Origin of the sequence: Thioalkalivibrio sp. ALJ24 (assembly GCF_000377785.1) — a bacterium.
Lineage (GTDB): Bacteria > Pseudomonadota > Gammaproteobacteria > Ectothiorhodospirales > Ectothiorhodospiraceae > Thioalkalivibrio.
Genome location: NZ_KB898728.1, coordinates 19875 through 32314 on the forward strand (window position 1 = coordinate 19875; position 12440 = coordinate 32314).

The window sequence follows — 12440 nt, forward strand, 5'->3', positions numbered from 1 at the left end:
CGCTTATTCTACACCGACCCGGCGGCACTCGGGGAGCGCGCCTCGTCCATGGCGCGACGCATGCCACTCAGTTTGTCCGCCGCCGCACGGATGAATCCGGCGCTGTCGCCGGGATGCGCCTCGACCAGACTCACCAGGGCGCTGCCCACCACCACGGCGTCGGCCACCCGCGCCACCGCTGCGGCGGACTCCGCATCACGGATGCCGAAACCCACGCCCAGCGGCAGATCGGTGAACTCCCGAATCGCGTCCAGGCGCTCGTTGAGGGCCGACGGGTCCAGGCTCTGCGAGCCGGTCACGCCCTTGAGCGAGACGTAATACACAAAGCCCCGCGCGGCACGGGCCAGGTGCCCGATCCGCTCGCGCGAGGTCGTCGGGGCTACCAGGAAGATCGGATCGATTCCGGCCTGGTCGAGCAATGCGGTTACCTCGTCGCATTCCTCCGGCGGCAGATCCACCGTCAGCAGACCGTCCAGCCCGGCAGCCGCGGCCTCGGTGGCGAAGGTCTCGAACCCCATGCGCTCGACCGGATTCAGGTATCCCATCAGCACTACCGGAGTCTCCGCGTCACGCTCGCGGAAACGACGGACCATTTCCAGCACGTCACGCAGGCCGGTGCCGTGCTGCAGGGCCCGTTCATGCGCACGCTGGATCACCGGCCCGTCGGCCATCGGGTCGGAAAACGGGACCCCCAGCTCGACCAGGTCCGCGCCGGCCTCCACCAGTGCGTGCATCAGGTCGACCGTCGCGCCCGGCTCCGGGTCGCCCGCGGTGATGTAGGGCACCAGGGCCGCTCGACCGGACCCACGGCATTCTTCGAAACGTTGCTGGATGCGGTTCACAGCGTGATCCCCTCGCGGTCGGCCACGGTGGCGAGGTCCTTGTCGCCGCGGCCGGACAGGTTGACGATGATGCTCTGGTCCGGGCGCATGGTGGGCGCCAGCTCGAGCACGTGCGCGATCGCGTGGCTGGTTTCCAGCGCCGGGATGATGCCCTCGGTGCGGGTCAGACGATGGAAGCCGGCCAGTGCCTGATCGTCGGTGACCGACACGTAGCTCGCCCGGCCGATGTCCTTCAGCCACGCATGCTCCGGCCCCACGCCGGGATAGTCCAGGCCGGCGGAGATGGAGTGAGTGCCGATGATCTGGCCGTTTTCATCTTCCATCAGGTAGGTGCGGTTGCCGTGCAGCACCCCGGGGCGCCCGGCACCCAGCGGTGCGGAATGGCGCCCGGTATCCACGCCCTCGCCACCGGCCTCCACGCCGATCAGCTCCACCCCCTCGTCAGCGAGGAACGGATGGAACAGCCCGATGGCGTTGGAACCGCCGCCCACGCAGGCTACCAGGGTATCGGGCAGGCGACCGGTGGCCTCCACGTGCTGCTCGCGGGCCTCGCGTCCGATCACCGCCTGGAAATCGCGGACCATGGACGGATACGGGTGCGGGCCGGCGACCGTGCCAATGATGTAGAAGGTGTCATCGACGTTGGTGACCCAGTCGCGCATCGCCTCGTTCAGCGCATCCTTCAGGGTGCGGGTCCCGGAGGTCACCGGCACCACCTCGGCACCCAGCAGACGCATGCGGTAGACGTTCGGGGCCTGGCGGCGGGTGTCTTCCTCGCCCATGTAGACCACGCATTCCAGGCCCAGGCGTGCGGCCACCGTCGCGGTCGCGACGCCGTGCTGCCCGGCCCCGGTCTCGGCGATGATGCGCTTCTTGCCGAGATGTCGTGCCAGCAGGGCCTGGCCGATGGTGTTGTTCACCTTGTGTGCGCCGGTGTGGTTGAGATCCTCGCGCTTGAGATAGATCTGCGCCCCGCCCAGCTCGCGCGACAGCCGCTCGGCGTGATACAGCGGACTGGGCCGCCCGACGAACTGGCGCAGGTCACGATCCAGCTCCGCGAGGAACGCCGGATCCTTCATGTAACGTTCGTACACGTCCTGCAGCTCGTCCAGCGCGCCCATCAGGGTCTCGGACACGAAGCGCCCGCCATACACCCCGAAATGCCCGCGGTTATCGGGGAACGCGGCCCAGTCGATTGCTTCAGTCATTCAGTGTCACCTCGTTGCGTCGCACGGCGCGCACGAAGGCGCGCATGCGTTCCGGTTCCTTGATCCCGGGTGCCGATTCCACCCCGGAACTCACGTCGACCCCCCAGGGCCGGGTCATCTTCAGCGCCGCATCCACCGTTTCGGGGTCCAGCCCCCCGGCCAGCAACCAGGGCCGCGGCAGGTCATCGGGAATCGCCGACCAGTCAAACCGATGTCCGCTGCCCCCGGAACGGCCGCCACCATGGCTGTCCAGCAGAAATCCACGCGCCGCGGGATGGGCATCCATCTCGCGGCGCGGATCGGCACCGTCGGCCATGCCGACCGCCTTCAGATAGGGCCGCCCGTAACGGGTACAGTCGGCGGCAGCCTCCCCGCCATGAAACTGCAGCCATTCCAGCGGCACTGTGTTCAGGACCTCTTCCACCCGCTGCGGTTCCGGATCGACGAACAGGCCGACGGTCCCTACCAGCGGGGGCAGCGCAGCGGCGATCGCCGCCGCCTGCTCCGGACTCACACAGCGCCGGCTGCCCGGGTGGAACACCAGTCCTACCGCATCCGCCCCGGCGGCCGCAGCCGCCGCGGCCTGTTGCGGCGTGGTGACCCCGCAGATCTTGATCCGGTAACGCATTCGGGCAGCCTACCAGAACGCCCCGACCCGGACCCGATCCCCTGCCCGCATCAGGCCTCCACGCTTGCCGGCACCGGCCCCAGCACCGGGCCCTCCTGGTCCGGCAGCCCGAACTCCGGCGGATATTCGACCTGCACGAAATACAGCCCGCCCGCCGGAGCGGTGATCCCCGACTGACGACGATCCCGCGCCGCCAGCACCTCGCGTGGCCATTCCGGCTCGGCGCGACCGTCCCCCACCGCCAGCAGCACCCCCGCGATGTTGCGCACCATATGGTGCAGGAAGGCGTTGGCATGTACGTCCAGCAGCACGTATTCGCCGCGACGCTGCACGCTGACCTCGTGTACCTGCCGCACCGGCGACTTCGCCTGGCAGGCCGACGCACGCAGGCTGGTGAAGTCCTGCTCGCCCACGAAATGCCGCGCGGCGGCCTGCATCCGCTCCGCATCCAGCGGCCGCCGCCACCAGGCCACCCGCCCCGCCCCCAGACCGGGCCGCACCGGGCGGTTCGCGATCACGTACCGGTAGCGTCGCGAATAGGCCGCGAACCGCGCATGGAACGCCCGTGGCACCGGACGGGCCCAGCGGATCGCGATCGAGTCCGGGAGATTGCTGTTGCCCCCGAGGATCCAGGCATGGGCCTCACGCCGGCTGAAGGTATCGAAATGCACGACCTGCGCCGTGGCATGGACGCCCGCGTCGGTGCGTCCGGCACAGGTGAGTTCCAGCGGATGATTCGCGACAAATCCCAGGGCGCGCTCGAGCTTCTCCTGCACGCCGGGGCCGTCCTTCTGCCGCTGCCAGCCCAGCCACGGCGTACCGTCATACTCGACCCCCAGCGCCCACCGCTGGCCGCCCCCGTCTCTCTCTCGCGTGTCGTCCATTCCGTACCCGTATCGCCCCGTTCAATGGTCCACCCGCTCAGATGCCCTGCAGACCCGCCGCCCACTGCAGCCCCAGAGCGACCAGCGCGACCAGCATCAACCAGCCCGTCTCCAGTCCGCGCCCGGCAGCCCCGGGCCACTCTCGGCCCTTTTCCTCCACTTTGCCTTCGCCCGTTTCCGGTGGATCCGACGCCGGCCCATCGCCGGCGTCCAGCGCCGCCGCCAGGCGTCCGACCAGCCATTCGCGCACCGCAGCCATTCGGACCCGCCGACTGCCGCCCAGACCCGCACGACGTCCCTCGAGCCCGGGGCGATCCCGTTCAAAATGTTCCAGGGCCAGGAACAGCCGGCGCGCGAACCGCTGTCCGGCCCCCACACGAGATCCCGGACGCCCCCCCAGCGCGCGACCCAGCGCGGCGACCAGCTCTTCCCGCGGATGCCGGTCGGTCAGCCACACCACGGCGAGCACCACCAGCATCAGTGCCGCGATGCGGGTCGCGGCCTCCACCAGCCCCGACGCAGTGCCGCCGTCCACCGGCCACAGCCCGAAAAACAGGGCCAGCGACAGATAGAACCACTTCATGCGCCACCACATGCGCAGGGCTCGCGCCCAGGGAAACCGCCGCAAGCCCGGCACCAGCAACAGCGCCAGGCCCGTGACCACCACCGCGACCGGCGCCGCCGTCATCACCGCCGCCGAAATCAACACCACGGCCGCCAGGCCTCCGGTCGCCGAACGCATCCTCACCTCGCCCAAACGCGAAAAGGGGCCCGCAGGCCCCTCTCGCCGGTCCGTTCCCGGGCTCACGGATGGAACCGCGAGCCGAACGCCCGTCAGGAGTCTTTCAGCTGGTCCCGGATCGCCCGGGCCCGCTCCTGCTCCTCCTCCGACCCGGAGGCCATGATCTCGTCGATCAGGTCCTGCGCACCTTCCTGGTCGCCCATGTCCGCATAGGCCTGGGCCAGGTTCAGCCGGGTCTCGTTGTCGTCCTCACCCCCGGCGGCCGGGGCGGGGGCCTCATCGCCCCCGGACTCCCCGATCTCCGGCAGTTCCGGCGCGCCCTGGTCGCTCGCCGCCGCGGAGTCGCCTTCGTCACCCAGCAGCTCGTCCAGATCCATGGACGGGATATCGCTGCCGGCGTCTCCGCCGGCCGGTGCGCTGTCATCCGCGGAAGGCAGATCGGATTCTTCGATATCAAAGGAGAGATCGCCAAGATCATCCAGATCCCCGGCGCCACCGCCGGAATCCTGATCGCGGGCGGCCGCCGCGGCGAGCTCGTCATCCAGGCCCTCGTCGGCCTCGAAGTCCATGCCGCCGGAGAGGTCCTCGGTCCCGGCATCCGCTTCTGCGCCTTCACCGGAGAGCGACTCGTCCGGACCCTCGGCAAAGCCGGAGAGGTCGAACTCGCCGACGTCTTCACCGCCATCCGCGCCCGTATCCGCCGGGGCATCACCACCCGCCAATGCGGCGGTATCGCCGGAACCAGCCTCCAGCTCGGCCAGCTTGTCACGGATTTCTCCGTCTTCCGGACCCAGCCGTTCGCGCAGGCTGCCCGCAGCCTGCCGCATCTCCGACTCGCTGCCCTGCGCGGAAAAGGCCTCCACCAGCTTCAGGCGGTACTGCAGGTTGTCGGGATCGCCATCGATCGCCGATTGGAGCGTATCCACCGCCTGATCGTTCATGCCGTAGGCCAGGCAGACATCCACCTCGGCAAGCACATCATCGGCGCTCATGCCGGTGTCGCCGGCGCCGGCGCCGGCCGAGCCGACGCTCTCGTCCGCGACCCTCGGTTCGCCCACCGACTCCTCCGCCTCGACAGCCGCCGGCTCATCACCGCTGCCCGGACGCGCCGGCTCCGCCGGGGTTTCCTCTGCGGCCCCGGCGGTGCCGGCCGCGGTCGCGGCCACGGCACCTGCCGCCCCGGCGGCACCAGCACCGGCCATCGAGGATGCAGAGGTCGCCGGGCTCTCGGCCATCCCTTCCCGCGCTTCGTAGCCGGTACGCGGGTCCGGAGACAGCTTCACCCCGGAGTTATCCACCCGGCCCGAGCCATCGCCACCCGGACCGCCACCGCCACGCCCGCCGCGGGCAAAGGCCAGCAACAGCAGCACCACGAGCACCAGCAGCGCAATCGCCATCATCAACAGCAGCGGATCGTTCATGATCCGCTGATGCAGCGGGGCGTCCCGCTCCGCCTCCGCCTCTTCCATGCGCTCACGCAGCTCGGCGCGCTCGTCACGGATGTCGGCCAGCTGCTGTTCCAGCGCAGCGAGTTCCTCGCTGGCCACCTCGGCCACCTGCTGGCTGGCATCCAGCGTCTCGCGCATGCGCGAGATCTCTTCCTGCATCTCCTCCATCTCGGCCCGCTGCGACAGCAGGGCCTCCTGCACCACCTCGGGAGAATCGGCCACAACAGCGGCATCCTCGCCTTCCGGCAGCACGTCGGCGACGATTTCGAGTCGGTCGTCCACCACCGGCTCGTCGTCTTCGACGGCGACGGCTTCATCCTCGTCCCGCTCTTCCTCGTCTTCCGGTTCGTCGCGCACCTCGTCGTCTTCCACCACCTCTTCTTCAGGCGCCGGCTCTTCTTCGACGGGTTCCTCCTCTTCGGGCTCCGGCTCGGGGCGCGTACGGGCCTGCCACTCCCCGGTCTGACGCTGGATCTCTTCACGGGCTTCGGCCGCACTGACCGCTTCCAGAGCATCACGGTCCGGGGTGCGCAGCTCCGTATCGGCGCGCAGCGCGTTCACGTTGCCGTCCACGAACGCATCGGGATTTTCGCGCAGGAACGCAAGCATCGCCTGTTCCGAACTCACGCCCTGCAGACCGGCCCGCTGGACGATCGTGTAGAGCGTGTCGCCGGAACGCACGCGGTAGGAATCCTCGGGAGCCGGGGCGGGATCCGCCGGCTCGGCGGTGGCGCGCGGGGCCGCGGCGTCCGGCAGGGTCCCCGGCGGATCAAACAGCAGGCTGATCTCGCGATAGCTGCGACCGCCGTCCCAACGAACCTCCAGCAGAAGGCCGATGTAGGGTTCGCGGATCGGCTGACGGGTGCGCAGCTGCACTTCGGCGTCCTCGACCTCGATCTGGAGATCGCCGGGCACCCGGCCGCGATCCAGGCCCTCGCGGCGATAGCGCTCTTCGGAGGCCTGGCGCACCGTTACCGAGTCATCCCTGGCTCTTTCCCCACGCAACGGGATGCGGACGTCCAGCGCCTGGTTGAGCGTCGAGCGGATTTCGGGCTCCGAGAGCCCCACCGAGCTGGACGCGGCCGGCGCCACAAGCAAAAGAATAATGAGCCCGAAGAGTAACTTGCGCACGGACGTCCCCCTGTGTGTGCGTGTTTTCTGTCCGGGCGATCCGCACGTCCCGCGGATTACAGACAGTTGCCCGGCCCTGTTTGCAGCGAGGTTATCAGATCCCCGGCTTATTGTGGGATTTAATCACAGGTAGTCGCGGATCAAAACCTCGGCGATCTGAATCGTGTTCAGAGCTGCGCCCTTGCGCACATTGTCGGCCACCACCCACATGTCGAGACCGCGAGGATGAGAGATGTCTTCGCGGATCCGGCCGACGTAAACCGCGTCGGTGCCACTGCTTTCGGTGACTGCCGTGGGGTAGCCGCCATCCTCGTGCCGATCCAGTACCTCAATCCCGGGGGCGGCGGCCAGCAGTTCGCGGGCGCGCTCGACGGTGAGCTTCTCCCGCGTCTCGATATGCAGGGCCTCCGAGTGGCCATAGAACACCGGGATACGCACGGCCGTGGGGTTCATCTGGATGGAGTCGTCGCCCATGATCTTGCGCGTCTCCCAGACCATCTTCATCTCTTCCTTCGTGTAGCCGTTGTCCTGGAAGACATCGATGTGCGGCAACGCGTTGAAGGCGATCTGCTTGGGATACACCTTGCATTCCACCGGACGGCCGTTGAGCAGGCTGGCCGTCTGGTGGGCCAGTTCCTCAATGGCGTCCTTGCCGGTACCGGAAACGGCCTGATAGGTCGCCACGTTCACGCGTTCCACGCCCACCGCGTCGTGCAGCGGCTTGAGCGCGACCAGCATCTGGATGGTGGAGCAGTTGGGGTTGGCGATGATCCCGTGGCGTTCGTAGTCGCCCACCGCATCCGGATTTACCTCCGGAACCACCAGCGGGATCTCCGGGTGATAACGGAACTGCGAGGTGTTGTCGATCACGACGCAACCGGCAGCGGCCGCCTTCGGAGCGTATTCCTTCGACACCGAGGCTCCCGGCGAAAACAGGCCGATGTCCACCTGCGAGAAATCGAACTGCGCGAGGTCCTCGACGATCAACTCGCGATTGCCAAACGAAACGGTGCTGCCGGCCGAGCGTTCGCTGGCCAGGGCATGCACCTGGCCCAGCGGCAGATCACGCTCGGCCAGGATGGAGAGCAGGGTCTCGCCGACGGCGCCGGTGGCACCGACCACGGCCACGTTGAACTTGCGGTCACTCATTATCGGGATCCTGTGGTTGAAAGGGGTTCAGGCGTCGTCCAGGGCCGCGACCAGCGCGTCACCCATGCCCTGGGTGGAGACCAGCTGCATGCCTTCGCCGTGGATGTCCGGGGTGCGCAGGCCCTGATCCAGGACCCGACCCACCGCCGCTTCGAGGCGTTCGGCGAGATCGTTGCGATGCAGGCTGTGGCGCAGCAGCATGGCGACGGACAGCACGGTCGCCATCGGATTGGCCTTGCCCTGGCCGGCGATGTCCGGCGCCGAGCCGTGGATCGGTTCGTACAGACCCACGCCCTCGCTGTTCAGCGAGGCCGAGGGCAGCATGCCGATGGAGCCGGTCAGCATCGCGGCGGCATCCGACAGGATGTCCCCGAACATGTTGCTGGTCACCATCACGTCGAACTGCTTCGGATCGCGCACCAGCTGCATGGCCGCGTTGTCCACGTACATGTGCGACAGCTCGACCTCGGGGAACTCCTGACCGACGCGTTCGACCACCTCGCGCCACAGCTCGGAGACCTCCAGCACGTTGGCCTTGTCCACCGAGCACAGGCGCTTGTTGCGCTTCATCGCGGCCTCGAAGCCGACCCGCGCGATGCGCTCGATCTCGGATTCACGATAACCGGCGGTATTGAAGCCGTAGCGTTCGCCGTCTCGCTGCTCGATTCCGCGCGGCTGGCTGAAATAGATCCCGCCGGTCAGTTCGCGCACGATCAGCAGATCCAGCCCGCTCACCACCTCGGGCTTGAGGGTGGAGGCCGCGGCCAGCTGCGGATAGAGGATCGCCGGGCGCAGGTTGGCGAACAGCTCGAGATCGGAGCGGATCCCCAGCAGTCCGCGCTCGGGGCGCAGATCGCGTTCCAGGGACTCGTACTGCGGGCCGCCCACCGCGCCCAGCAGGATCGCATCGGCGCGCCGCGCCTGTTCCCGCGTTGCCTCGGGATACGGATGGCCTGCCGCGTCGTGCGCGGCCCCGCCGATCAGGCCCTGCTCGACCTCCAGGTCCAGTCCGCCGATCGCAGCCACCCGGTCCAGAACCTTAAGCGCCTCGGCCACGATCTCGGGCCCGATCCCGTCACCGGGCAATACCAGAATTCGGTTCACAAACCTCTCCTAACACTCGGTTCAAACGATCAATGATTCCTTGCACCCCGTGGGAGCCGAGCCCTCGAGGCGATCCCCCGCCAACGCGCTCGGCCAGAGGGCTGGCCGCCTGCCGGGGGCAATCCCGTCCCGGCGCCCGGTCGGCCGGACCTTATTCCACCATCCACGGCCGGTCCTGCCGCAGACGTTCTTCGTAGGCGCGGATGTCGTCGGCATGCTGCAGGGTCAGGGCGATGTCGTCCAGCCCGTGCAGCAGGCGATGGCGGCGGTCCTCGTCCAGCGTGAAGCGGAACACCGTCGCGTCCGGCGCGGTCACGGTCATCTCTTCCAGGTTCACCTCGACCTGCGCGCCCGGATTCGCCTCCACCTGCTCGAACAGGTTCTGCACCTCGTCCTCGGCCAGCACCACCGGCAGCAGCCCGTTCTTGCAGCTGTTGGAGAAGAAGATGTCGGCGAACGACGGCGCGATCACCGCGCGAAAGCCGAAGTCGGTCAGCGCCCACACCGCGTGCTCGCGCGAGGAGCCGCAGCCGAAGTTCTTGCGCGCCAGCAGGATGGTCGCCTGGTCATACGGCGGCCGGTTGAGCACGAAGTCGGGGTTCGGCCGGCGCTGCGAGTGGTCCATGCCCGGCTCGCCCGGGTCCAGGTAGCGCCAGTCGTCGAACGCATTGGGGCCGAAGCCGGTGCGCTTCACCGACTTCAGGTACTGCTTGGGGATAATCGCGTCGGTATCGACGTTGGAGCGGTCCAGCGGCGCGACGATCCCCTTGTGAACGGTAAAGGCCTGCATCGCTCAGCCCCCCAGCTTCGACGGTTCGATGAAATGCCCGGCGACGGCCGCCGCGGCCGCCAGCGCGGGGCTGACCAGATGGGTACGCCCGCCCTGCCCCTGGCGGCCCTCGAAGTTGCGGTTCGAGGTGGAGGCGCAGCGCTCGCCCGGCTCCAGCCGGTCGGCGTTCATCGCCAGGCACATGGAGCAGCCCGGCTCGCGCCACTCGAAGCCGGCGTCCAGGAAGATCCGGTCCAGCCCTTCCTGTTCCGCCTGCTGCTTCACCAGCCCGGAGCCCGGCACCACCATCGCCAGCTTGATGTTGTCGGCCTTCCTGCGACCCTTCACCACCTCGGCGGCGGCGCGCAGGTCCTCGATGCGCGAGTTGGTGCAGGAGCCGATGAACACCTTGTCCGGGCGGATCTCGGTGATCGGCGTGCCCGGCTGCAGGTCCATGTATTCCAGGGCGCGCTGCATGCCCTCGGCGCGCACCGCATCGGACTCGGCCGCCGGATCCGGCACGCGGCCGTCGACCGGCGCGACCATCTCCGGCGAGGTGCCCCAGCTCACCTGCGGCGCGATCTCGGCCGCGTCGAGCTCCACCACCGCGTCGAACTCGGCATCCGGATCGGAAACCAGCGTACGCCAGTACTCGGCGGCCCGCTCGAACATCTCGCCGGTCGGCGCCTGTGGCTTGTTGCGCACGTACTCGATGGTCTTCTCGTCCACCGCCACCATGCCCGCGCGGGCCCCGGCCTCGATGGACATGTTGCAGATGCTCATGCGGCCCTCGATCGACAGGCTGCGGATCGCCGATCCGGCAAACTCGATCGCATAGCCGGTGCCGCCCGCGGTGCCGATCCGGCCGATGATCGCCAGCACGATATCCTTGGCGGTCACGCCCGGGCGCAGCTCGCCCTCCACGCGGATCTGCATGGCCTTCGTCTTTTTCTGCCACAGGCACTGGGTGGCCAGCACGTGTTCCACCTCGGAGGTGCCGATGCCGAAGGCCAGCGCGCCCAGCGCACCGTGGGTGGAGGTGTGCGAGTCGCCACAGACCACGGTCATGCCCGGCAGGGTCGCGCCCTGCTCCGGCCCGATCACGTGCACGATGCCCTGGCGCACGTCGGCCATCGGAAAGAACTTCAGCCCGAAGCCGGACACGTTGCTCTCCAGCGTCTCCACCTGGGTGCGCGAGACCGGATCCTCGATCCCGGCGTCACGATTGGTGGTGGGCACGTTGTGGTCCGGCACCGCCAGCACGGAATCCCCGCGCCAGGGTTCGCGCCCGGCCAGACGCAGACCCTCGAAGGCCTGCGGACTGGTCACCTCGTGCACCAGATGGCGATCGATGTAGAGCAGCGTGGAGCCATCCGGCTCCTCGCGCACCACATGCGTCTCCCACAGCTTGTCGTACAGTGTCTTGCCTGCCATTGCCTGCTCCTGCGGCCGTTAAAGCCCCGCAGGAAGCCAGCCCGCTGGCCTCCTGCAAAAGAGAATGCCGATCACGTTGCCAGTCTGCGGCACCGCTTCCATTCTTTCAAATCCGCTTTATTATCTTTTATATTCCACTTGGTTATACCTTGATGATCCGGCGTGACATTCGTCCGCCGCCGTCGTCCCACGGAGACCGCGAATGCGTCCGGAACAACTGAGCATCGAAGCCCTGCAGGCCTTCGTCGCGGTGGTGGACACCGGCGCGTTCTCGGTAGCGGCCGAGCACCTGCATCTGACCCAGCCGGCGATCAGCAAAAGGATCCAGAGCCTGGAGAACACCCTGGAACGCCCGCTGTTCGAACGCCAGGGGCGGCGCGTGCGTCCGACCGAGGTCGCCGAACGCCTGCTGCCCGAGGCCCGCGAGATCCTCGCCCGGCTGCGAGCCATCGAGCAGCAGATCGCCGATCTCGATCGCGCGGTCCACGGCCGTCTGCGGCTGGCCACGTCGCACCACATCGCGCTGCACCGTCTCCCCGGCCCGCTGGCGACACTGCGCGGGCGCTATCCGGGCGTCGAAATGGAACTGGCGTTCATGGATTCCGAAGCGGGTATCCAGGCGGTGCTGCACGGTGACGCCGATCTCGCCCTGGCCACCCTGCCCGACGACCTGCCTGCGGAGGCCGAGGCACGCGCGGTGTGGACCGACGAGCTGCTGCCCATGGTCGCGCGCGGACGCGCCGATTCCACGCCCGCGGACACGCTGGAACGGCTGCACCGCTGGCCCGCGATCCTACCGCCCGCGGACTCCACCACGCGCCGCGCGATCGACCGCGCACTGACCCTGCGTGGCCTGCATCCGGCGGCGGCGCAGGAAAGCCCGTATCTGGAGGTGATCCGCATGATGATCGCCACGGGACTGGGCATCGGCTTCCTCCCGCGCGACATGGCAACCGACGAACTCACGATTCTCCCGTGGCCCGGCCCGCCGGTGCGGCGCTCGCTCGGCTGGGTGCGCCACGCCACGCGCTACCGACCGCGAGCCCAGCAGGCGGTCATCGCCGAGCTGGAGGGCTCCGGTCCGCCCTGAGTGCGACTGCG

The 12440-nt window shown here is 68.5% G+C and carries 11 protein-coding genes; 1 reads left to right on the forward strand and 10 read right to left on the reverse strand.

The features are described from left to right. Nucleotides 1-8: 8 nt before the first annotated feature. The 10 genes from trpA to leuC all read right to left on the reverse strand — a co-directional run bounded on the left by trpA (nt 9) and on the right by leuC (nt 11339). The gene (gene trpA, locus D571_RS0107490) at nt 9-842 is read right to left on the reverse strand and encodes a tryptophan synthase subunit alpha (RefSeq protein WP_018936062.1); all 834 of its coding nucleotides are present in this window, start codon (nt 840-842) and stop codon (nt 9-11) included. Then, entirely contained in the window at nt 839-2050 is a 1212-nt protein-coding gene (trpB, locus tag D571_RS0107495; protein ID WP_018936063.1) for a tryptophan synthase subunit beta, read from the reverse strand. The genes trpA and trpB overlap by 4 nt, the downstream gene beginning before the upstream one ends. Further along, on the reverse strand, nt 2043-2678 hold the full coding sequence (locus tag D571_RS0107500; protein WP_018936064.1) for a phosphoribosylanthranilate isomerase: 636 nt from the start codon (nt 2676-2678) through the stop codon (nt 2043-2045). Before D571_RS0107500 ends, trpB begins: the two co-directional genes overlap by 8 nt. Before the next feature lie 50 nt (nt 2679-2728). Next, nucleotides 2729-3562 (reverse strand): tRNA pseudouridine(38-40) synthase TruA, encoded by an 834-nt coding sequence (gene truA / locus D571_RS0107505; RefSeq protein WP_018936065.1) that lies wholly within the window; start codon nt 3560-3562, stop codon nt 2729-2731. Between the two features lie 37 nt (nt 3563-3599). Further along, on the reverse strand, nt 3600-4304 hold the full coding sequence (locus D571_RS0107510) for a hypothetical protein (protein WP_018936066.1): 705 nt from the start codon (nt 4302-4304) through the stop codon (nt 3600-3602). A 92-nt stretch (nt 4305-4396) separates the two neighbouring features. Next, nucleotides 4397-6883: a FimV/HubP family polar landmark protein gene (locus D571_RS0107515; protein ID WP_198003789.1), complete on the reverse strand. Its 2487-nt coding sequence runs from the start codon at nt 6881-6883 to the stop codon at nt 4397-4399. A gap of 123 nt (nt 6884-7006) precedes the next feature. Continuing rightward, on the reverse strand, nt 7007-8032 hold the full coding sequence (locus D571_RS0107520) for an aspartate-semialdehyde dehydrogenase (RefSeq protein ID WP_018936068.1): 1026 nt from the start codon (nt 8030-8032) through the stop codon (nt 7007-7009). Between the two features lie 27 nt (nt 8033-8059). Next, on the reverse strand, nt 8060-9136 hold the full coding sequence (leuB, locus tag D571_RS0107525; RefSeq protein ID WP_198003791.1) for a 3-isopropylmalate dehydrogenase: 1077 nt from the start codon (nt 9134-9136) through the stop codon (nt 8060-8062). Nucleotides 9137-9287: 151 nt separating this feature from the next. Beyond that, nucleotides 9288-9926: a 3-isopropylmalate dehydratase small subunit gene (leuD, locus tag D571_RS0107530; protein WP_018936070.1), complete on the reverse strand. Its 639-nt coding sequence runs from the start codon at nt 9924-9926 to the stop codon at nt 9288-9290. A gap of 3 nt (nt 9927-9929) precedes the next feature. Further along, nucleotides 9930-11339 carry a 3-isopropylmalate dehydratase large subunit gene (leuC, locus tag D571_RS0107535; RefSeq protein WP_018936071.1) on the reverse strand — a complete coding sequence of 470 codons (1410 nt, stop codon included), beginning with the start codon at nt 11337-11339 and terminating at the stop codon, nt 9930-9932. A 202-nt stretch (nt 11340-11541) separates the two neighbouring features. On the opposite strand from leuC, the gene D571_RS0107540 reads away from it, so the two are divergent. After that, complete coding sequence (locus D571_RS0107540; protein ID WP_018936072.1) at nt 11542-12429, forward strand: LysR family transcriptional regulator; 888 nt, start codon at nt 11542-11544, stop codon at nt 12427-12429. Nucleotides 12430-12440 lie beyond the last annotated feature (11 nt).